This is a genomic window from Erythrobacter ramosus (assembly GCF_009828055.1).
Taxonomy (GTDB): domain Bacteria; phylum Pseudomonadota; class Alphaproteobacteria; order Sphingomonadales; family Sphingomonadaceae; genus Erythrobacter; species Erythrobacter ramosus.
In genome coordinates, this window is record NZ_WTYB01000002.1 from 241,095 (window position 1) to 260,803 (window position 19,709).

The following is a 19,709-nucleotide window of genomic DNA, read 5'->3' on the forward strand; positions in this document are numbered from 1 at the left end:
GGAGCTGGCACCATGGCGACCCTCAACCTGCACCACCTGCGCCTGTTCCGCGCGACCGCGCGCGAAGGCACTCTGACCGCGGCGGCACGCGCGCTCAATATCTCGCAAAGCGCGGTCTCGACTCAGATCAAGGCGCTGGAGGCCGATCTCGGCCACGACCTGTTCGAACGGCGCGGGCGCAATCTGGTGCTGACCGAGGCAGGTCGGATCGCGCTGGATTATGCCGAGCAGATCTTCCGCGCCTCCGAACAGCTCACCGCCACGTTCCGCGCGGTCGGTGGACAGCGAAAGGTGCTCAGGATCGGCGCGCTGGCGACCTTGTCACGCAACTTCCAGATGGGCTTTCTCAAACCGCTGATTGGGCGCGATGATGTCGAGGTGGTGTTGCGGTCGGGCACGCAGGCGAGCCTGCTGCGCGCGCTCGACTCTCTGACAATCGACGTGCTGCTGACCAATCAAGTGCCCGCCCGCGATGCGGCGAGCCCCTATCTGGTGCGGCGGCTGGCGGAGCAACCCGTCAGCCTTGTCGGCGCGCGCACCCGGCTGGCGCTGGCGGCGCAGGGCCTCACCCGGATGCTCACCACCGCGCCGCTGATCCTGCCCACGCCCGAAACCGCGCTGAGGGCCGGGTTCGATGCGATGATCGAAGGCCTTGGGATCGTCCCGCGGGTGGCAGCCGAGGCAGACGACATGGCGATGCTCCGCCTGCTTGCCCGCAGCGATGTGGGCGTGGCGGTCATCCCGCCGATCGTGGTTCGCGACGAGCTGGCCGCCGGCACGCTTTATGAACTGTTCCAGTTGCCCGGCATCACGGAGGAATTCTACGCCGTCACCATCGCGCGCACTTTTCCCAATCCACTGCTGCGCGAGGTTCTGGAACCTGACGCAGAGGCGGCAGGGCTTGCGGCGGGAGAGGGGGGGCAGTAAGGCGTGCGCCCCATGCAAGAGAGTCCCATGCAGGAAATGCAAGCCCCCCTTACCGGCCGCCCGGTCATCTCCGCCACCGGCCTGTTCACCCCCGCCGACAGCATCTCCAACGAAGAACTGGTCGCCAGCTTCAACGCCTTTGTGGATCGCCACAATGCGGCGAACCCCGATGCGGAACCGCTGGCCTATTCCTCGGTCGAGTTCATCGAGAAGGCGAGCGGGATCAAGGCGCGCCATGTCATGAGCAAGGCGCCGATCCTCGATCCCGACACCATGTGCCCGCGCTTGCCCGAACGCGAGAATGACGAGTTATCGATCATGGCCGAGATTGGCGTGGCGGCGGCGCGTCAGGCGCTGGAGCGGGCGGGCCGCAAGCCGGAAGATGTCGATGCGGTGTTGTGCGCGGCCTCGAATATGCAGCGTGCCTATCCGGCGATGGCGATCGAGATCCAGCAGGCGCTGGGGATCGAGGGCTTCGGCTTCGACATGAATGTCGCCTGCTCTTCGGCGACCTTCGGCATCCAGACGGCGGCCGATTACATCCGCGCGGGCAATGCGCGTTCTGTGCTGGTGGTCAGCCCGGAAATAACCTCCGGCCACCTCAACTGGCGCGACCGGGATAGCCACTTCATTTTCGGCGATGTCGCCACCGCTGTGCTGGTCGAGGATGCTGCCATTGCTCCGGCGGAGCATTGGGCGATCCTCGGCACCAAGCTGAAGACGGTGTTCTCCAACAACATCCGCAACAATTTCGGCTTCCTCAACCGCGCAGCGCCCGAGACTGCGGATACCGCCGACAAGCTGTTCGTACAGGAAGGCCGCAAGGTGTTCCGGGAAGTCGTGCCGATGGTAGCGCAGATGATCCTCGATGAAGCCGAGCGGCTCGGGATCGATCCGGAAGGCCTGCGCCGCCTGTGGCTGCATCAGGCCAATGCGGGCATGAACCGGCTGATTTCGACCAAGGTGCTGGGCCACGAGGCCAACGAGGACGAGAGCCCGACGGTGCTCGATACCTATGGCAACACCTCGAGTGCGGGTTCGATCATCGCTTTCCACCAGCATAGCGACGATCTTGTGGCTGGCGATACCGGCCTCATTTGCAGCTTCGGTGCGGGCTATTCTGCGGGCACGGTGTTCGTACGCAAGGTGAGCTAAGGGCCGAGTTGCTTGCGGCCTCGCGCTGCACTCCCTAGAAGCCCTCCGATGGCAGGCGAAATTCTCGATAACAAAGGTCGCGGCGAGGCGGGCTGGGATTGGCCCGCGATCCATCCGGAAGGTCGCAAGTTCGGGCTGATCGCGGTGGCGGTGAGCCTGTTCTTCTTGCTCGCGCTCGATTGGGAGCTGATCGGCTGGCCGCTGCTGCTGCTCAGTTTTGGCGTGTTCGCTTTTTTCCGCGATCCCGAACGTGTGGTGCCGCAGGGGGAGGCCGCGATCATCGCTCCGGCTGACGGTATCGTCACGCTGATCGAGGAGGTTGAACCGCCGCTCGAATTGCAGATCGACGATGGCTCGGGCTTTCCGGGCTTGCCCAACGGCACCGTCACGCGGGTGTCGATTTTTATGAGCGTGTTCGATGTTCACATCAACCGCACACCGGTGGGCGGGACGGTACGGCGGGTGGTCTATATCCCCGGCAAGTTCATGAACGCCGAGCTCGACAAAGCGAGCGAGGAAAACGAACGCCAGCATATCCTGATCGAGCGGAGTGACGGGCTGAAGATCGGCTTCACTCAGATTGCCGGGCTGGTGGCGCGGCGGATCGTGCCATTCGTCAAGCCGGGTGACATGGTTGCCAAGGGGCAGCGCGTCGGCCTGATCCGGTTCGGCAGCCGCGTCGATATCTATCTTCCGGCTGGGACCGATCCCAAGGTGATGATCGGACAGACCACCATTGCTGGCGAAACCGTCATCGCCGAGATCGGCCAACGCGGGTTGATCGAGGGAATTTCGCAGTGAGCCAACCGCCCCGCAAGCGCGGCCCGCGTAAGATTCCGGGCGCGCGGTTCTTTCCGGCGCGGCTTGGCCCGAAGGCCGCTGAGGATGAGGACGAAGGTGTGCGCAGTCCGGGTGCAGGCGGGCTGACCTTGCGGGCAATGCTGCCCAACGCGATCACGGCGGCGGCGCTGTGTTCGGGGCTGACCGGCATCCGTTTCGCGATTGATGCGCAGTGGACTTACGCGATCGGCCTCGTAGTCCTGGCCGGTGTGCTCGACGGGATCGACGGGCGCATCGCGCGGCTGCTCAACGCCCAGTCCCGATTTGGCGCGGAGCTCGACAGTCTGGCGGATTCGATTTCTTTCGGCGTTGCGCCGGCGCTGATCCTGTTCCTGTGGTCCTTGCAGGACTGGCCGCGCTTTGGCTGGTTTGCGGCGCTCGCCTTTGCGATCTGCTGCGCGCTGAGGCTCGCGCGCTTCAACGCTCGGATTGATCTGGACGATCAGCCGCACAAATCAGCCGGGTTCCTCACTGGCGTCCCTGCTCCGGTCGGGGCAGGGCTGGCTTTTACCCCGTTCTACCTGTGGCACGAGACCGGCATCGCCCTGTTCCGCGATCCGGTGCTGATGACGCTCTGGCTGGCGGTAATCGCGATCCTGATGATCTCGAACATGGCAACCTTGAGCTGGGCATCAATCCGGCCGCGCCGTTCGATTCGTCTGCCGCTGATCGCCTTCACGGGGCTGGCGTTTGCCGCATTGCTGCTGGAACCGTGGTGGACACTAGCGGCGATCTGCATCGCCTATCTTGCGCTGATGCCTTACGGCCTTGTGAAGTACGGGCGGATCAAGCAGCGGCGCAAATTTGATGCGGTAGCCTCCGCAGCTGAGCCGAGCGCCGACGCGGCGTGACGTCCTGACGACGGACAGCGCGCAGCTGCATGTCAACCGCAGCCGCCTGAAGCGCAAACCCGGCCCGCATCACTTCACCTTCCCGCATAAGCTGCGCATAGGCAGCGCGCGCGCCGATCAGGCTGTGCGCGATGGTGGCCACAGCGACAACACCGGTCAGTGTGAACAGGGCGGAAATGGCAAGAGCAAGCATGGCGGGTTCCCCTGAATTGTTCGTTCTTTGTTCCTACGTCTTGTTCCCTACCTGTTCTGGCCTGTCAAGCGCCTTTCGCACCGACCCTGGGGCGATTTTTCGTAAGCGCGTGCATTCATGTCTGGATTTCCGCCCGCGACGCGGTTAAGGGCTCGCTCGCTTGAGGCAAGGCGTTCGATCTTCGCGCCAAGCAAATTCACATGGAAGGCGCACATACCGGTGCCGTTTGCGGGATCTCCGCATCACGGTTCCAGTCTTCCAGAGGAACAACCGGAAAGGAATTACTTATGGCGGCACCTGTCGTCACGATGCAGCAATTGATTGAGGCCGGCGCTCACTTCGGCCACCAGACCCACCGCTGGAACCCGCGCATGAAGCCGTACATTTTCGGCGCGCGCAACGGTGTTCACATCATCGACCTGTCGCAGTCCGTGCCGCTGTTTGCGCGCGCGCTCGATTTCGTCGAATCGACCGTGCGGTCGGGTGGCAAGGTGCTGTTCGTCGGCACCAAGCGTCAGGCGCAGGAGCCGATCGCTGACGCCGCACGCATGTCGGGCCAACACTTCGTCAACCACCGCTGGCTGGGCGGGATGCTCACCAACTGGAAGACGATCTCGGGTTCGATCCGCCGTCTGAAGGCGCTGGAAGAAATGCTTTCGGGCGATGTGTCGGGCTTCACCAAGAAGGAAGTCCTGCAGCTCACCCGTGAGCGTGAGAAGCTGGAAGCCTCGCTGGGCGGCATCCGCGACATGGGCGGCATCCCGGACGTGATGTTCGTGATCGACGCCAACAAGGAAGATCTCGCGATCAAGGAAGCCAACGTTCTCGGCATTCCGGTGATTGGCATCCTCGACACCAATGTCGATCCGTCGGGCATCGCTTTCCCGGTTCCGGGCAACGACGATGCGAGCCGCGCAGTGCGCCTGTACTGCCAGGCAATCGGTGAAGCGGCGCTCGCCGGCAAGGGCAAGTTCCAGCAGGACGTGTCGAGCGATTTCGGCGCGATGGCTGAACCCCCGGCAGAAGCACCCGCGCAAGTCGTGGTTGCTGACGAGCCGGCTGCGGAAGAAACCGAAGCCTGATTTTCTTCACGTGGCAGCGGCGACACACACCGTCGCTTCCGCGTCACATTACCCTTCTAGCGCGCCCGGCATTGCCCTCCATCTGGAGACGGCAGGGCCGGGCGCCCGAACAACACACGAAAAGGAATTTCTCATGGCTGATTTTTCCGTCGCTGACGTGAAGAAGCTGCGCGAGCGCACTGGCGCTGGCATGATGGACGCCAAGAAGGCGCTGACCGAAGCCGGCGGCGACATCGAAGCCGCGGTTGACGCGCTGCGCGCCAAGGGCCTCGCCACCGCTCAGAAGAAGTCGAGCCGCACTGCGGCTGAAGGTCTCGTCGGCGTCGCCGTTTCGGGCACCAAGGGCGTGGCTGTCGAAGTGAACTCGGAAACTGACTTCGTCGCCAAGAACGACCAGTTCCAGAGCTTTGTCCGCAACGTGACGGCTGTGGCGCTTGAACTCGGCAATGATGATGTCGAAGCGCTCAAGGCCGCTGCCTACCCCGAAGGCGGCACCGTCTCCGATAAGCTGACCGACAACGTCGCCACCATCGGTGAAAACCAGCAGATCCGCCGCATCAAGACCGTCGCGGTCGAGAAGGGCGCGGTCATTTCATACATGCACACCGCCGCTGCCGAAGGCCTCGGCAAGATTGGCGTGCTGATCGGTCTGGAAAGCGAAGCGGGCGCCGACGTGCTCGAACCGCTCGGCAAGCAGCTGGCCATGCATGCGGCCGCCGCTTTCCCGATGGCGCTCGACGCGGACGGGCTCGATGCCGAAGTGATCGAGCGTGAGCGCAAGATCGCTGCCGAAAAGGCTGCCGAAACCGGCAAGCCCGAAGACGTGCAGGCCAAGATGGTCGATGGTGCGGTGAAGAAGTTTGCCAAGGAAAACGCGCTGCTCAGCCAGATCTTCGTGATGGACAACAAGACCGTCATCGCTGATCTCGTGGCGCAGGCTGGCAAGGCCGCGGGCACCTCGATCGTGCTCAAGGACTACGCCCGCTTCCAGCTCGGCGAAGGCATCGAGAAGGAAGAAGTCGATTTCGCAGCGGAAGTGGCAGCCACGCTCAAGGGCTGATCTTTCGCCAACAATCAACGGACGGCCGTCGCAGCAGATGCTGCGGCGGCCGTTTGCTTGAGCGGGCACGGCGTTACCTTACCCTTTGCGCAACGGCTGATTGCCGGTTAAGTGCCCCCTCTCAGATTCCCACCCGGAGCCCCGCATCCCCATGTCTCTTCCCCCGATCAAGCGCGTCCTCCTGAAACTTTCGGGCGAAGTGCTGATGGGTAGCCAGCAGTTCGGGATCGACCCGGCCTTCGTCGCCGAACTGGCAGCAGAGGTGAAAGCGGCCAAGGAAACGGGGCTCGAAATCTGCCTCGTGATCGGCGGCGGCAATATCTTCCGGGGGATGGCCGGCGCGGCCAAGGGGATGGACCGCGCGCAGGCTGATTACATGGGGATGCTGGCGACCGTGATGAACGCGCTGGCGATGCAGAACGCGCTTGAGCAGCTCGGCGTCCAGACCCGCGTGCAGTCCGCAATCGAGATGGACAAGGTGTGCGAGCCGGTGATCCGCCGTCGCGCCGAACGTCATCTGGAAAAGGGCCGCGTGGTGATTTTTGCCGCAGGTGTCGGCGCGCCCTATTTCACCACCGATAGCGGCGCGGCTTTGCGCGCGGCGGAGATGAAGTGCGACGCGCTGCTCAAGGGCACCAGCGTCGATGGGGTCTATGACAGCGATCCCAAGCACAACCCCGATGCCGTGCGGTTCGACACCGTCACCTATGACCGCGTGCTGGCCGATAATCTCAAGGTGATGGACGCCTCGGCGGTGGCCTTGTGCCGTGACAACAAGATTCCGATTGTGGTGTTCTCGATCCGCGAGAAAGGCAATCTTGCCCGTGTGCTCGCGGGTGAGGGCGTGCAGACCATTGTTCAAGACAGCTAAGACAACCGAAGGAAACCCCAGCCATGCCGCAATATGACAAGGCCGATGTTGAGCGCCGGATGAAGGGCGCTGTGGAAGCGTTGAAGAGCGATCTGCAAGGTTTGCGCACGGGCCGCGCCAACACCAGTCTGCTCGATCCGGTCGTGGTCGAGGTCTATGGTTCGATGATGCCGCTCTCGCAGGTCGCGACCGTCTCGGCGCCCGAGCCGCGGATGCTGAGCGTGCAGGTGTGGGACAAGTCGAACATGACCCCCGTCGAAAAGGGCATTGCCCATGCAAACCTTGGCCTCAACCCGATCATTGACGGCCAGACCCTGCGCTTGCCGATCCCCGACCTGACGCAGGATCGCCGCAAGGAACTGGCGAAGCTCGCGGGACAGTATGCCGAGAAGGCCAAAATCGCGATCCGCAACGTGCGCCGCGATGCGATGGAAAGCCTGAAGACCGACGAGAAGAAGAAGAAGGAAATCTCGGAAGACGACCGCAAGCGGTCCGAAGAGCAGGTCCAGAAGCTGACCGATCAATACGTCAAGGAAACCGACGAGGCTGCCGCCAAGAAGGAACAGGAAATCCTGACGCAGTGATTGCAGCGTTCGGATCGTAGGGAACAGGCTTGGACCAGTCGCGCGCCAAACATGTCGCCATCATTATGGATGGCAATGGCCGCTGGGCCAAGAAACGGGGCTTGCCCCGCGCGGTCGGTCATCAGCGCGGTGTTGAGGCAGTGCGCCGGCTGGTGCGCGCGCTTGAGCCGACCGAGCTCGAATGCCTGACGCTCTATGCGTTTTCATCCGAAAACTGGAAACGGTCGGAGGACGAGGTCGATGATCTGATGAACCTGATGCGCCGGTTCATCAAATCCGATCTGCCCGAATTCATCGCCAATAATGTGAAGCTCAAGATCATCGGCGATTGGCAATCGCTCGCGCCCGATATTGTCGCGATGCTGGAAGATGCGCTGGCGCAGACCGCGAATGGCAAGCAGACGCTCGCTGTCGCGCTCAATTATGGCGGGCAGCACGAAATCGCGCGCGCCGCGGCCAAGGCAGCGGCAGTAGGCGAGGTGACAATTGAGGCCATCGCCGCCCATCTCGACACCGCCGATCTGGCGCCGCTCGATCTGCTGATCCGCACGAGCGGGGAAATCCGCCTGTCGAACTTCCTGTTGTGGCAGGCGGCCTATGCCGAGATGCTGTTTGTGGATACGCTGTGGCCCGATTTCGAACCGGCGCATCTCACTACGGCGCTTGATGACTTTGCCCGGAGGGAGCGGCGTTATGGCGGACGGTGAGGCGCGCGTGCGCGACACAAAAGCTGGCGTGACCGATTTGCCGGTGCGGCTGGCGTCCGCAATCGTCATGCTGGTGCTGGCGGGCGGGGCGCTGTGGCTGGGCGGGTGGTTCTGGACCGCGTTTGTGGCGCTCGTCGCCTGCGGCGTGCTGTGGGAATGGAACAAGCTGATCGGACGCTTCCGGCTGGCCGGGCTGGGCGAGACGCTGTGGTTCTTTGGCGGGGTGGTCTATGTCGGCGGAGCGACGCTCGCGATGGAGATCGTGCGCAACGGCCTCACCCACGTGTTCCCGGACTCGCCGATCAGAGGCTACGGCCCGCTTGAGGTGTTGCTGGTGTTCCTGCTGCCGATCGTCGCGGTTGATGTGGGAGCCTATTTCGCAGGCCGCGCCATTGGCGGGCCGAAGATCGCACCGCGGATCAGCCCGGCCAAGACCTGGGCCGGCCTTTTTGGCGGGGCGCTGTTGGCAGGGTTGGTGGGCATCGCTGTCGAGCTTGCCGATATTGGGCCGGCGGCAGTGCCCGGCTTCAATTGGATCAGCATTGCCGGAGCGGTGTTCGGCGGTCTGTTGATCGCAGTGATCGCGCAAAGCGGCGATTTCTTCGAAAGCTGGATGAAGCGGCGCGCGGGCGTAAAGGATTCAGGCAGCCTCATTCCGGGACATGGCGGATTGTTTGACCGGCTCGATGGGTTTGTCGCGGTGTTCTTTGTGCTGTTTGTGATTGCCACGGCCACTACTTTGCTGGGATGATTGGGAGATGACGCGTGTCCTCACCCTGCTAGGCGCCACCGGCTCGATCGGCGCATCGACGCTCGATCTGGTGCGGCGCAATCGCGATGATTGGCGGGTAGAGGCGCTAACCGCGCAATGCAGCGCGGCGGAACTGGCAGCGCTCGCGATCGAATTCGGAGCCAAGCTGGCAGTGGTCGGTGACGAGACGTGCCTGCCCGAACTGCGCGAATCGCTCGGTAATAGCGGGATTGAGGCGGCTGGCGGGCGCGCAGCGCTGGTCGAAGCGGCGGCGCGTCCGGCTGACATGACCGTCGCCGCGATTGTCGGCTGCGCCGGTCTCGCCCCCGTGATGGCGGCGGTGGAGCGGGGTGGCACCATTGCGCTCGCCAACAAGGAAGCGCTGGTTTCGGCGGGCGAAGTGCTGATGCAGGCCGTCGCCAAGCACGGCGCGACTTTGCTGCCCACCGATTCCGAACACAATGCGATTTTCCAGTGCCTCAATGGCAACCGGATCGACGATGTCGCCAAGATCACCCTGACGGCCAGTGGCGGTCCCTTGCGGACGTGGACGCAGGCGCAGCTCGATGCGGCGACCCCGGCGGAGGCGGTGGCGCATCCCAACTGGTCGATGGGCGCCAAGATCAGCGTCGATTCCGCCACCATGATGAACAAGGGGCTCGAATATATCGAGGCCTATCACCTGTTCCCCGTCGGCCTCGACCGCTTGGGGATCGTCATTCACCCGCAGAGCGTGATCCACTCGATGGTCGAATTCCGCGACAGGTCGACGCTGGCACAGCTTGGCCCTTCGGACATGCGCGTACCGATTGCTTCATGCCTAGCCTGGCCGCAGCGGATGGAAACGCCGCTTGCTCCGCTGGATCTGGCTGCGATTGGCGAGCTGACCTTCTTCCCACCCGATGAAGACCGCTTCCCCGCGACGCGCCTAGCCCGGGAAGCGATCCGGGCGGGCGGCTCAGCGCCGGCGATCCTCAACGCCGCCAATGAAGTCGCGGTTGCCGCTTTCCTTGCCGGTCAGATCAGGTTCACCCGGATCGCGGCAGTGGTGGAAGAGACGCTCGCACGCAACAATGACGCACCGCGCCCGACCAGCCTTGAAGAAGTGCTGGCCGTCGATCAGTCCGGACGGATGCAGGCCATGAGTCTGCTGGAGACCAACGCCCTTGTTTGAATCGCCCCCTTTCTGGATGTACGTGATCGGCTTCCTGCTGTTGCTCGGGCCGCTCGTCACCCTGCATGAACTTGGCCACCTGCTGGTCGGCCGGTTGTTCGGCGTGAAGGCCGAATCCTTCTCGGTCGGGTTCGGCAAAGAGCTGGCAGGCTTCACCGACAAGCGGGGGACGCGCTGGAAACTCTCGGCGCTGCCTTTGGGCGGATATGTCCAGTTCAAGGGTGACATGAACCCGGCAAGCGTGCCGGACGCCAATGCTCCGGTCGAGGAAGGCAGCTTCCAGCACGCCGCCTTGTGGAAGCGGGCATTGATCGTTGCAGCTGGGCCGATCACCAATCTGGTGGTCGCTATTGCCATATTTGCGGCCTTCTTCGCGATCATCGGCAAGCCGGTGATCGTTGGCGAAGAGGATTCGCGCACCATCGGCGCCTTCAGCGAAGGCAGCGTGGCTGAAGCGGCGGGCCTTCAAGTCGGCGATGTGGTGGTGGAGATCGACGGTCGCCCGATCCGCGATTTCACCGATCTGAAGACCAAGGTCGCGCTCCATCCGGGCAAGCAGATGGTCTTCACCGTCGAGCGCGCGGGCGAGGAAATCGACTACACGCTCACCACCGCACGCATCGAACGCAAGGACACTTTCGGCAATACCAGCACCGAAGGTCTGATTGGCGTGGCGCCTGCGGGCGGCAAGTACGAGCTTGAAAAGGTGAGCGTCCTTGAGGCGATCCCGCTCGGCGCGAAGCAGAGCTGGGACTTCATGGGCATGATGATCACTGGCATCCAGCAGATCGTCACGGGCGAGCGTTCGGTCAAGGAACTGGGTGGCCCGCTCAAGATCGCAAAGTACTCCGGCGAGCAGATGAGCATGGGGGCGGCGGCCTTCCTCCATTTTGCCGCGCTGATTTCGCTTAATTTGGCATTCATCAACTTCTTGCCAATCCCCGCGCTCGATGGCGGGCACCTGATGTTCTACGCGGCCGAGGCAATCCGCCGTAAGCCGGTAGGGCCGCAGGCGACCGAATGGGCTTACCGCACCGGTATTGCGCTGGTGCTGATGCTGATGGTGGTGGTGACGGTGAATGACATTGTCTCGCTTCCCATCTTTGGAAGCTGATCGCGCGGCCTGGGGAGCCGCGCTTGATGCCTCAGTGCTTTGCCGGGGAAAGCGCGACCATCCGCGTTCTTCCGGCGACCACGCGGCTTGATTGCGCGGGGCACATGGGGCAGAGGCGGGGACCGTGGGGATGGAACCATGAGCGGGGGCACATGGATCTGAGCACGAATGGTGACTGGCAAGGCTTGACGACGCGGGTCGCAGGGTTGGAAACGGGATTTTAGCTGCATGAACCGATTGAGCAAGACAGGCCTTGGGCCGGTCATTTGCAATCCCGCCCCCTCGCGCGGCCCGATCCGGCTGGCGAGCCTGCTGTGCTGCGGCTCGATCCTCGCTGGATTGCCGACGATGGCCGGCGCACAGGAAGCAAGCCCGGCCCCCGCCGCGCAGCCCACTACTGCCCCGGCTCCGGCGCCTGCTGCGCGCAGCAACGTGATCCGTACCATCACCGTGGTCGGGGCCGAGCGGCTCGAGCCGACCACCATCCTCAGCTACATCCGCCTGCGGGTTGGCCAGGAATACACCTCGGCTGCCGCTGACGAGGCCCTGAAGGATCTTGGCGCGACCGAACTGTTCGCGAATTTTTCGATCCGCAACGATGCCGGCAATGTCGTCATTACCGTGACCGAGAACCCGGTGATTAACCGCATCGTGCTCGAGGGCAATGAACGCCTCAAGGCCGACAAGATCCTGCCTGAAATCAAGCTTTCGCCGCGGCAGATCTTCACCCGGTCCAAGGTGCGCGCCGACGTGGCCCGCATCATCGAGCTCTACAAGCGCCAGGGCCGGTTCGCCGCGCAGGTTGAACCCAAGATGGTGCAGCTGCCTCAGAATCGCGTCGATATCGTGTTCGAAATCACCGAAGGCCCCAAGTCCAAGGTCCGCCAGATCAACATCCTCGGCAACGAGAAATTCTCAGACGGCCAGCTGCGCGGCGAGATGGTGACCAAGCAGGCGCGCCTGACCAGCTTCTTCAGCTCCAACACCAGCTATGACCCGGACCGTCTGGCCTTCGACCAGCAGAAGCTGCGCCAGTTCTACCTGACCGAAGGCTATGCCGACTTCCGCGTCGTCTCGGCCGTGGCGGAACTCACGCCTGACCAGAAGGACTTCATCATCACCTATGTGGTGGAGGAGGGGGAGCGCTACACATTCGGCGACGTCAAGGTCGACAGCCAGCTGCGCGATTTCGACAGCGATGTGATGAGCACGCAGCTGCCGATGAAGGCCGGCGATTTCTACAACGCCAAGATCGTCGAAGACACGGTCGAGCAGCTGACCGAGCTGGCAGGCCGTTACGGCTATGCCTTTGCCGACGTCCAGCCGCGCTTCAACCGCGATCCCGAAAATCTCAAGATGAACATCACTTTCGTTCTTCGCGAGGCACCGCGCGTTTATGTCGAGCGGGTCGACATCAACGGCAACACGCTGACGCAAGATAAGGTGATCCGCCGCGAGTTCCGCTTGGCCGAAGGCGATGCGTTCAACTCACTGGGCGTGCAGCGCACCACCGCGCGCATCAACTCGCTCGCCTATTTCCAGGAAAACTTCGAGGTCACCCAGACCGAAGGCAGCGCGCCGGACCGGATCATCCTTGAAGCCAACATCGAAGAGCGCCCCACCGGCGAATTGCAGTTCTCGGCCGGTTTCTCCTCGATCGAGCAGTTCATTCTGGCTGGCTCCATCCGCCAGCGCAATTTCCGCGGGCGCGGGCAGACGGTCGGGCTCAGCGTCAACTATTCGCAGTTCTCGCGCTCGGCGCAGGTCAGCTTCTCCGATCCGTACATCTTTGATCGCAACATCTCTGGCGGGATCGATATCTACCGCCGCGATTTCAACAGCTTCAACTTTACCGGCAACGAGCGCAACACAACCTACGAGCAGGCGACCACCGGCTTCTCGATGCGTGCCGGGGTTCCGTTGACTGAGTACATGTCGCTGGTCGGCAGCTATACTCTGAATTACGACGAGGTCGGCCTCGACGAGAACCTGTTCTTCTCCGACCTTGATGGCGATGGCACGCGTGAGTGCGATCCGTTGCGCGCGGGCCGTTTCCTGTGCGATACACTCGGCAACCGGCTGAGTTCGATCGTCGGCCTAAGCCTTAACTACAACTCGTTGAACTCACGCGTCCGCCCGACACGGGGCAAGACCATTTCGCTTAGCGGCGAGTTCGCCGGGCTTGGCGGCGATCAACGCTTTGTCCGGTTCCGCGGCCGTGGGCAGCAGTTCTGGAATGTCGGCAACTCGGGCTTCATCTTCTCGATCCTCGCCGAAGGCGGCACGATCATCCCGTTGCAGGAACGGCCCGGTGCTGGCGTTGACGACGTTCTGCTGACCGACCGCTTCTTCCTCGGTGAACCGCAGTTCCGCGGCTTCGCGATCCGCGGCGTTGGACCGCGCATCCTGACGCAGACCTCCCAGCTTGATAGCTTCGGTCGCCCGATCCTCGATGCGGATGGCAACATCACCTTCTTCACTGACCGCAATCAGGTCCGTGATGACGCCATCGGCGGGCGCAATTACTACCTTGGCCGCGCTGAGCTGGAAATTCCGCTTGGCACCGGCGCTCGCGAACTGGGCCTAAGGCCTTCGATCTGGACCGACATTGGCGCGTTGTGGGGGGTCGAGCAACCGATCCTGACGGTCAATCCCGCCGGCATTCCGTTGACCAATGACGCAGGCGAGGCACTTTTCCAGGTTCCGAGTACCAACACCACGACCACCAGCCCGACCCAAGCTGACGGATCGCCCAATATTCGCCTGATCCAGCAGAATTCGAATATCCGCGAGCTGTTCCTCGGAAACTCGCCGAGCCCGCGCATCACGGCCGGGATCGGGGTTAACTGGAACTCGCCCTTCGGACCGTTCCGCATCGACTTCGCTCAGACCATTCGTAGGGTCGAAGGCGATGACGAGCGGCGCTTCACATTCAACGTAGGAACCCAATTCTGATGACACGTCTTGCCAAGCTTCTTGCTCCGGCCGGCCTGGTGCTGGCCGCCACCGCCGCGCTTCCCGCACAGGCACAGGTCGATGGCCGCATGGCCTCGGTCGATGTTACGCGCACCATCATCGGCACCACCGCCTTCCAGACCTCGTATGAGCAGGTCAACACGACCTATGCTCAGCAGAACGAATTGCGCCGCACCAAGGCGCTTGAGCGGCAGACCATGCTCGCCAAGTTCGACAAGAACGCCGACAAGCAGGTCGACGAGACTGAGCAGGCCGCCATGCAGAAGTCGGCCGACTTCCCCAAGCTTCAGGCGCTGGAGCAGGAAATTCAGGGCCTTTCCAACCAGATCGACGGCGCGCGCGTCTTCGCGATCGAGCAGATCATCATGCAGTATGGTTCGGCCTTGCAGGACGTGACCACAGCTGAGCAGATCAAGGTCGTGTTGGATCCGGGCACGGTGCTGTTCGCGGTGCCGGAAATGGACATCACGCCCAAGGTCACTGCTGCACTCAACGCCCGCGTTCCCGCCGTAGGCGTGGTTCCTCCCGCTGGCTGGCAGCCGAGCCGTGAAGGCGTGCAGGTCTATCAGGAAATTCAGCAGCGCCTCGCGATGGCCGCGCAGATGCAGCAGCAGCAGGCTGCCCCCGCACCGCAGGGCGACACGGCCGCGCCGGTCGGCCGTTGATCCTGACGGAGAACATAAGATGAGCGAAGCGGGTAGCGCGCCGGCCGAGGTGCTGGATTACGATATCGTCAAGATCCTCAAGGCCTTGCCACATCGCTACCCGCTGCTTCTGGTCGACCGGGTGCGGTCGATCACGCTGGGAGAGCGCATTCACGCGGTCAAGGCCGTGAGCATGAACGAACAGTTCTTCCAGGGCCACTTCCCCGGCGCACCGATCATGCCCGGCGTGCTCCAGATCGAGGCGCTGGCGCAGGCCGCCGGCATCCTCGGGATCGAGACGATGGAGCTGGCCGGTACCGGCAAGCTGGTGATCTTCATGGGGATCGAGAACGCCAAGTTCCGCGCTCCCGTCACGCCGGGCTGCCTGCTCGACCTGCACGTGGAATTCACCCAGAAGCGCAGCCGCGTCTACAAGTTCAAGGGCGTTGCCAGCGTCGAGGGCAAGACCACCTGCGAGGTCGAATTCACCGCCATGATGACAGATCCGCCTGCCTGAGCGCAGCAATCCTCATCTAAGGTTGCATTGCACCGCATTCGCCACTAAGGCGCGCGCTTCCCATTCATAGCTGCGCCGGTCGGTACCGGTGCCACGCTGCAAAGGATCACGTCATGAAGGCCGAAGGTCACCCCGAATACCACATGATCACGGTCAAGATGACCGATGGTACCGAATTCCAGACCCGCTCGACTTGGGGCAAGGAAGGCGACACCCTGTCGCTTGAAATCGATCCCCTCAGCCACCCGGCTTGGACCGGTGGCCGTCAGCAGGCGTCGGAAGGCGGCCGTGTGGCCCAGTTCAACAAGCGTTTCGGCGGGCTCAGCCTCAAGAACAAGTAATCGGTCTTTTCAGCTTGCGGCCTTCGGGCCGTGCGAGGAAGGCGGCCCGACGGGGTCGCCTTTTTCGTTTCAGGCGGCACATTTGATACAGCGGGTGGCCATCGGCTGCGCTTCCAGTCGCGCGACCGGGATCTCCGCGCCGCAATTCGCACAAGCCCCGTAGGAGCCGGCCTCGATTCGGGCGAGGGCCGCGCGAATCTGGCGGGCCTCGGCGCGCAGCACATCATCGATCCCTTCGAGGGCTTCGTCGTCGGCAAGGTCGGTCGCCTGCTCGGCGAAATCGGCGTCGAGAGGGCTACGCAAGTCCTCCTCGATTTCCTCGCTGCGTGCGACAATATCGGCGAGCCGCGCCCTCAGCAGCTGCTCGATTGTGGTGTAGTCGTTCATCAACCCCTCCATGGTTTTTCGCGATACCACTTGGTGATCACGTATTTGACGCCCTGCCTGACCTTCATCCCGTGGTGCAGCGTCGCCGGATTGATACCTCCGTCCGGCAAGCGGTTGTTCCAGCAGAGCAATTTTCCTGCTTCGGGTTGAAAGGTCTTGTCGAGCAGCTTGAAGCGGGTAGCACCACCCGCGGCGACGTCATTGAGGTAGATCATGAAAGTCCAGGTGCGGTTGCCCGACAGCGTACAGAACTTGGCAAAGTCGCGACCGCCCGGGCTGAAGTAGTCGGTGTGCGGCTTGAACTCCTGCCCGATGGCATAGCGCTGGCCCTGCAATGGCTCGCCAAAGACCGGGTCAAGACCGGACAATGACGTTAGCATCGCCTCGACCCGTTCGACAGCGGGTAGTCCCGCGGGCAGATCGCAGGTCTCACTAGTACGGAACACCGGATCGCCATTGTCGTCAGCGATGGTCGAGGGACGGCGGCCGGCATCGATCATCGCGATCAGCTCGGCCCATAGGTCCGGACCGGCAAAGCCGCGCAGCTGGAACAGCTCGGCCTTGGGGGTCGGCAGGCGTTGCACCCCGTCATGCGCGGCCAGCCGGGCGGCGATGGATTCGCTCGTCAGGGTCATGGGGCAAGGATAGTTGCCCATATCCGCAGCGCAACGCTTTCGGGGCTGGCGTAACAATCTTGCGTGAAGCCTTGCGGAAAACAGTTTTCGCTTCCCATCGGCAAGCCTTTGTGCAAGAGGCGCGCCTCCCTCGCCAGCGCACTTGACGTGCGTCTGCCTTGCGTACACCGCGCCATTTCGCGCGGGCTTGGCAGCGACCGAAATGGTGGTATGCGGGCAGGGGCGTGTGGCGATCATAGCTCAGTTGGTTAGAGCGCCGGTTTGTGGTACCGGAGGTCGCGGGTTCGAACCCCGTTGATCGCCCCATCTCCCCCATGCAGCAGGTTAGCACCGCGCCCGATAGGGGAGACGATATGACCGCATTCTGGGCCGAGCCCGATTTCGACGCACATGAACTTGTGCAGCTGGTCCACGACCGGGCAAGCGGGCTTACGGCGATCATTGCGGTCCATTCGACCCACCTCGGCCCGTCTGCAGGCGGCACCCGTTTCTGGCATTACAACGATCCCGCCGGCGCGATGCGCGATGCGCTGCGCCTGTCGCGCGGGATGAGTTACAAGAACGCAATGGCCGGTCTGCCAATGGGCGGCGGCAAGGCGGTGATCCTTGCAGATGAACAGCGGATCAAGACCCCTGAGATGCTCGCCGCTTTCGGTGACGCGGTCGAAGGTCTCGGCGGGCGCTATGTTACGGCCGAGGATGTCGGTATTTCTGAAGCGGACATGGTTGCCGTCTCGCAGCGCACCGCGCACGTATCGGGCCTTCCGGTTGCAGGTGAGGGCAGCGCGGGCGGCGATCCCGGCCCGTTCACGGCATATGGCATCTATCTCGGCATCAAGGCGGCGGTGCGCCACAAGCTTGGCAAGGACAGCATCGCAGGCGTCCATGTCGCTGTGCAGGGTACCGGCTCGGTCGGCGGCGGCGTGGCCCGCCTGCTGGCGCGCGATGGCGCAAAGCTGACACTGGCCGATATCAACGCAGACCGCGCTGCGGCGCTGGCCGCGGAACTGGGCGGCGTGACTGCTGCATCGGACGCGATCATGGCGACGCCGTGCGACGTCTTCAGCCCCAATGCGTTGGGCGCAATCCTTGATGATGCAGGCATCGCCACGCTCGACTGTCCGATTGTGGCAGGCGGGGCCAATAACCAGCTTGCCCGTCCCGAGCACGGCGTGCTGCTGGCGGCCCGCGGCATTCTCTACGCGCCCGACTATGTCATCAACGCTGGCGGGATCATCTCAGTCGCGACCGAGTACCTCGCGCGCCGTGACAGCCGCACCGGCAATGTTGCCGAGGTCAATGCGCTGGTCGAGCAGATCCCCGGCCGACTCGAAGCGATCTGGCAGGAAAGCGAAAGCACCGGCGTTTCGTCCGATGTGGTGGCCGACAGGATGGCGCAAAAGCTCATTGGCCGCGGCTGATGATGCAGGGCGCTGTGGGAACTATTCCACGCGCGCGTGATTTGCTCTCTTGTCCGGTTCGGGTGTAAGGCTACAAGCCCGGCCAGACGCAAACGATCATGCACATCTACGCCAACCCCACCCGTTTTCTGTCACTTGCAAAGTGGCTCATGCCGCTCCTGTTCTGGAGCGGCTTGGTGCTGTCTGTTGGCGCGGTGGGCTGGGGCCTGTTCATGGTCCCGCCCGACCGGCTTATGGGCGATACGGTGCGCATCCTGTTCATCCACGTGCCTGCCGCATGGCTCGGCATGGGCGGATGGGCGGGGATCGCGATTTCCAGCGCCATGCTGCTCGTCTGGAAGCATCCCCTCGCCGCCCTGTCCGCCCGCGCGATTGCGGTGCCGGGGATGGTGTTCTGCGCGATCTGCCTTGCCACCGGATCGATCTGGGGCCGCCCGACTTGGGGCACTTGGTGGGAGTGGGATGGCCGGCTGACGTCGATGCTGGTGCTGCTGTTCCTTTACGCGGGTTACATCGCGCTGACCGAGGCGGCCGAGAAAGAGGGTTCCTCGACCAAGATCGCTGCGATCTTTGGCTTGGTGGGCGCGGTCAATGTGCCGATCATCAACCGTTCGGTGGTGTGGTGGAACTCGCTCCACCAGCCCCCAAGCATCACAGCGGGCAAAAGCGCGATTGAGGCAACCTTCCTTGTGCCGCTGCTGGTCGCAGTGGTCGGCTTCTCGCTCCTGTTCGGTGCTATCGTCCTGATGCGGATGCGCGCGCTGATTGCCGAACAACAGGTCGAAGCGCGCTTGCGCCGCCGTGCGCTCGATGATGACGCGCCTGCGCCGGTGACGCCTGCGATGGAGCAGGCCTGATGCGCGAAGAATTGAACCAGTGGGATTTCGTGTGGCTCGCTTATGGCGTAGGCGCGATTGCGCTGGCTCTGCTGATCCTCTGGGCATGGCGTTCGATGGCGCGCGCCGAAGCGCGGCGCGATGCGTCGCGGCGGCGCTGAACGGGACAATGCTATGAAAGCCAAGCACCAACGTCTGGTCCTCGTGATCATCGCCCTCGTCGCGATTATCGGCGCGGGGCTTTTGGCGGCGTGGAGCCTGCGCAATCAGGCGAATTACTTCTACCTGCCCGAACAGATGGCGTCGGCCCCGCCTGAAGTGGGTCAGGCCGTGCGCCTTGGCGGGATGGTTAAGGCTGGCTCGATCAAGACCGAGGCCGATGGTGTTACAGTGAACTTCCTGGTGACCGGCAACACGGCGGACGCGATCCCCGTGCGCTACAGTGGCATTCTGCCCGATCTCTTCGTCGAGAATTCGGGCGTGGTGGCAGAAGGCAGCCTCGGCCCGGACGGCGTGTTCATGGCCACCAACCTGCTCGCCAAGCATGATGAGAATTACGTGCCCAAGGAACTCGAAGGCATGGGCACTGATCAAGCCGCCAAGATGGCAGCCGAAACCACCGTTGGGCTGAAGTAACATCGTG

The 19,709-nt window shown here is 63.1% G+C and carries 22 protein-coding genes and 1 tRNA gene; 21 read left to right on the forward strand and 2 right to left on the reverse strand.

Features of this window, described 5'->3' with window-relative positions; translation table 11 throughout:
* Positions 1–12: 12 nt before the first annotated feature.
* The 16 genes from GRI59_RS07780 (at position 13) to rpmE (ending at position 15,787) form a co-directional block, all read left to right on the forward strand.
* Positions 13–927 carry a LysR family transcriptional regulator gene (locus GRI59_RS07780; RefSeq protein ID WP_160760656.1) on the forward strand — a complete coding sequence of 305 codons (915 nt, stop codon included), beginning with the start codon at positions 13–15 and terminating at the stop codon, positions 925–927.
* A gap of 12 nt (positions 928–939) precedes the next feature.
* Entirely contained in the window at positions 940–2,082 is a 1,143-nt protein-coding gene (locus GRI59_RS07785) for a beta-ketoacyl-ACP synthase III (protein ID WP_183363626.1), read from the forward strand.
* A 48-nt stretch (positions 2,083–2,130) separates the two neighbouring features.
* Positions 2,131–2,883, forward strand: coding sequence for a phosphatidylserine decarboxylase (locus GRI59_RS07790; protein ID WP_160760657.1), 753 nt, complete (start codon positions 2,131–2,133; stop codon positions 2,881–2,883).
* Positions 2,880–3,773 (forward strand): CDP-diacylglycerol--serine O-phosphatidyltransferase, encoded by an 894-nt coding sequence (gene pssA, locus GRI59_RS07795; protein ID WP_419866797.1) that lies wholly within the window; start codon positions 2,880–2,882, stop codon positions 3,771–3,773. Before GRI59_RS07790 ends, pssA begins: the two co-directional genes overlap by 4 nt.
* A 480-nt stretch (positions 3,774–4,253) precedes the next feature.
* Positions 4,254–5,048, forward strand: a complete 795-nt coding sequence (gene rpsB, locus GRI59_RS07800; protein ID WP_160760658.1) for a 30S ribosomal protein S2 — start codon at positions 4,254–4,256, stop codon at positions 5,046–5,048.
* 133 nt (positions 5,049–5,181) lie between these two features.
* The gene (gene tsf / locus GRI59_RS07805) at positions 5,182–6,108 is read left to right on the forward strand and encodes a translation elongation factor Ts (protein ID WP_160760659.1); all 927 of its coding nucleotides are present in this window, start codon (positions 5,182–5,184) and stop codon (positions 6,106–6,108) included.
* A 151-nt stretch (positions 6,109–6,259) separates the two neighbouring features.
* Entirely contained in the window at positions 6,260–6,979 is a 720-nt protein-coding gene (gene pyrH / locus GRI59_RS07810; RefSeq protein WP_160760660.1) for a UMP kinase, read from the forward strand.
* A gap of 23 nt (positions 6,980–7,002) precedes the next feature.
* A complete protein-coding gene (gene frr / locus GRI59_RS07815; protein WP_160760661.1) occupies positions 7,003–7,563 on the forward strand; it encodes a ribosome recycling factor in 561 nt (186 codons plus the stop codon).
* Positions 7,564–7,628: 65 nt separating this feature from the next.
* Positions 7,629–8,270 carry a polyprenyl diphosphate synthase gene (gene uppS / locus GRI59_RS07820; protein WP_237440804.1) on the forward strand — a complete coding sequence of 214 codons (642 nt, stop codon included), beginning with the start codon at positions 7,629–7,631 and terminating at the stop codon, positions 8,268–8,270.
* Positions 8,257–9,021 carry a phosphatidate cytidylyltransferase gene (locus tag GRI59_RS07825; RefSeq protein WP_160760663.1) on the forward strand — a complete coding sequence of 255 codons (765 nt, stop codon included), beginning with the start codon at positions 8,257–8,259 and terminating at the stop codon, positions 9,019–9,021. Before uppS ends, GRI59_RS07825 begins: the two co-directional genes overlap by 14 nt.
* A 7-nt stretch (positions 9,022–9,028) precedes the next feature.
* Positions 9,029–10,195 (forward strand): 1-deoxy-D-xylulose-5-phosphate reductoisomerase, encoded by a 1,167-nt coding sequence (gene dxr / locus GRI59_RS07830; protein WP_160760664.1) that lies wholly within the window; start codon positions 9,029–9,031, stop codon positions 10,193–10,195.
* Positions 10,196–10,211: 16 nt separating this feature from the next.
* Positions 10,212–11,309, forward strand: coding sequence for an RIP metalloprotease RseP (rseP, locus tag GRI59_RS07835; RefSeq protein ID WP_160760665.1), 1,098 nt, complete (start codon positions 10,212–10,214; stop codon positions 11,307–11,309).
* Between the two features lie 228 nt (positions 11,310–11,537).
* Positions 11,538–14,264 (forward strand): outer membrane protein assembly factor BamA, encoded by a 2,727-nt coding sequence (bamA, locus tag GRI59_RS07840; RefSeq protein WP_160760666.1) that lies wholly within the window; start codon positions 11,538–11,540, stop codon positions 14,262–14,264.
* Positions 14,264–14,950, forward strand: coding sequence for an OmpH/Skp family outer membrane protein (locus GRI59_RS07845; RefSeq protein WP_160760667.1), 687 nt, complete (start codon positions 14,264–14,266; stop codon positions 14,948–14,950). Before bamA ends, GRI59_RS07845 begins: the two co-directional genes overlap by 1 nt.
* 19 nt (positions 14,951–14,969) lie before the next feature.
* The gene (fabZ, locus tag GRI59_RS07850) at positions 14,970–15,446 is read left to right on the forward strand and encodes a 3-hydroxyacyl-ACP dehydratase FabZ (protein ID WP_160760668.1); all 477 of its coding nucleotides are present in this window, start codon (positions 14,970–14,972) and stop codon (positions 15,444–15,446) included.
* A 113-nt stretch (positions 15,447–15,559) separates the two neighbouring features.
* Positions 15,560–15,787, forward strand: coding sequence for a 50S ribosomal protein L31 (gene rpmE, locus GRI59_RS07855; protein ID WP_160760669.1), 228 nt, complete (start codon positions 15,560–15,562; stop codon positions 15,785–15,787).
* Between the two features lie 69 nt (positions 15,788–15,856).
* Here rpmE and GRI59_RS07860 read toward each other — a convergent pair whose 3' ends face one another.
* A complete protein-coding gene (locus GRI59_RS07860) occupies positions 15,857–16,174 on the reverse strand; it encodes a TraR/DksA family transcriptional regulator (protein WP_160760670.1) in 318 nt (105 codons plus the stop codon).
* Positions 16,174–16,809 carry a prolyl hydroxylase family protein gene (locus GRI59_RS07865; RefSeq protein ID WP_160761568.1) on the reverse strand — a complete coding sequence of 212 codons (636 nt, stop codon included), beginning with the start codon at positions 16,807–16,809 and terminating at the stop codon, positions 16,174–16,176. Before GRI59_RS07865 ends, GRI59_RS07860 begins: the two co-directional genes overlap by 1 nt.
* A gap of 229 nt (positions 16,810–17,038) precedes the next feature.
* Between GRI59_RS07865 and GRI59_RS07870 the strand changes: the two genes are divergently transcribed.
* From GRI59_RS07870 to ccmE, 5 genes are all read left to right on the forward strand, one after another.
* Positions 17,039–17,115: transfer RNA gene (locus tag GRI59_RS07870), tRNA-His, on the forward strand.
* A gap of 47 nt (positions 17,116–17,162) precedes the next feature.
* Entirely contained in the window at positions 17,163–18,230 is a 1,068-nt protein-coding gene (locus GRI59_RS07875; protein ID WP_160760671.1) for a Leu/Phe/Val dehydrogenase, read from the forward strand.
* A gap of 98 nt (positions 18,231–18,328) precedes the next feature.
* A complete protein-coding gene (ccmC, locus tag GRI59_RS07880; protein ID WP_160760672.1) occupies positions 18,329–19,087 on the forward strand; it encodes a heme ABC transporter permease CcmC in 759 nt (252 codons plus the stop codon).
* Positions 19,087–19,227, forward strand: coding sequence for a heme exporter protein CcmD (locus tag GRI59_RS07885; protein WP_160760673.1), 141 nt, complete (start codon positions 19,087–19,089; stop codon positions 19,225–19,227). The genes ccmC and GRI59_RS07885 overlap by 1 nt, the downstream gene beginning before the upstream one ends.
* Before the next feature lie 13 nt (positions 19,228–19,240).
* A complete protein-coding gene (gene ccmE / locus GRI59_RS07890; protein ID WP_160760674.1) occupies positions 19,241–19,702 on the forward strand; it encodes a cytochrome c maturation protein CcmE in 462 nt (153 codons plus the stop codon).
* The last annotated feature ends 7 nt before the right edge of the window (positions 19,703–19,709 follow it).

Bases quoted from the DNA above. Each gene is read 5' to 3' on its own strand.
- GRI59_RS07780 (WP_160760656.1), top strand. From the start codon at position 13: ATGGCGACCCTCAACCTGCACCACCTGCGCCTGTTCCGCGCGACCGCG.
- GRI59_RS07875 (WP_160760671.1), top strand. From the start codon at position 17,163: ATGACCGCATTCTGGGCCGAGCCCGATTTCGACGCACATGAACTTGTG.
- frr (WP_160760661.1), top strand. From the start codon at position 7,003: ATGCCGCAATATGACAAGGCCGATGTTGAGCGCCGGATGAAGGGCGCT.
- GRI59_RS07785 (WP_183363626.1), top strand. From the start codon at position 940: ATGCAAGAGAGTCCCATGCAGGAAATGCAAGCCCCCCTTACCGGCCGC.
- tsf (WP_160760659.1), top strand. From the start codon at position 5,182: ATGGCTGATTTTTCCGTCGCTGACGTGAAGAAGCTGCGCGAGCGCACT.
- rseP (WP_160760665.1), top strand. From the start codon at position 10,212: ATGTACGTGATCGGCTTCCTGCTGTTGCTCGGGCCGCTCGTCACCCTG.
- GRI59_RS07860 (WP_160760670.1), bottom strand. From the start codon at position 16,174: ATGAACGACTACACCACAATCGAGCAGCTGCTGAGGGCGCGGCTCGCC.
- GRI59_RS07885 (WP_160760673.1), top strand. From the start codon at position 19,087: ATGCGCGAAGAATTGAACCAGTGGGATTTCGTGTGGCTCGCTTATGGC.
- GRI59_RS07790 (WP_160760657.1), top strand. From the start codon at position 2,131: ATGGCAGGCGAAATTCTCGATAACAAAGGTCGCGGCGAGGCGGGCTGG.
- bamA (WP_160760666.1), top strand. From the start codon at position 11,538: ATGAACCGATTGAGCAAGACAGGCCTTGGGCCGGTCATTTGCAATCCC.
- uppS (WP_237440804.1), top strand. From the start codon at position 7,629: ATGGATGGCAATGGCCGCTGGGCCAAGAAACGGGGCTTGCCCCGCGCG.
- pyrH (WP_160760660.1), top strand. From the start codon at position 6,260: ATGTCTCTTCCCCCGATCAAGCGCGTCCTCCTGAAACTTTCGGGCGAA.
- ccmE (WP_160760674.1), top strand. From the start codon at position 19,241: ATGAAAGCCAAGCACCAACGTCTGGTCCTCGTGATCATCGCCCTCGTC.
- rpmE (WP_160760669.1), top strand. From the start codon at position 15,560: ATGAAGGCCGAAGGTCACCCCGAATACCACATGATCACGGTCAAGATG.
- GRI59_RS07845 (WP_160760667.1), top strand. From the start codon at position 14,264: ATGACACGTCTTGCCAAGCTTCTTGCTCCGGCCGGCCTGGTGCTGGCC.
- dxr (WP_160760664.1), top strand. From the start codon at position 9,029: ATGACGCGTGTCCTCACCCTGCTAGGCGCCACCGGCTCGATCGGCGCA.
- GRI59_RS07865 (WP_160761568.1), bottom strand. From the start codon at position 16,809: ATGACCCTGACGAGCGAATCCATCGCCGCCCGGCTGGCCGCGCATGAC.
- rpsB (WP_160760658.1), top strand. From the start codon at position 4,254: ATGGCGGCACCTGTCGTCACGATGCAGCAATTGATTGAGGCCGGCGCT.
- GRI59_RS07825 (WP_160760663.1), top strand. From the start codon at position 8,257: ATGGCGGACGGTGAGGCGCGCGTGCGCGACACAAAAGCTGGCGTGACC.
- fabZ (WP_160760668.1), top strand. From the start codon at position 14,970: ATGAGCGAAGCGGGTAGCGCGCCGGCCGAGGTGCTGGATTACGATATC.
- ccmC (WP_160760672.1), top strand. From the start codon at position 18,329: ATGCACATCTACGCCAACCCCACCCGTTTTCTGTCACTTGCAAAGTGG.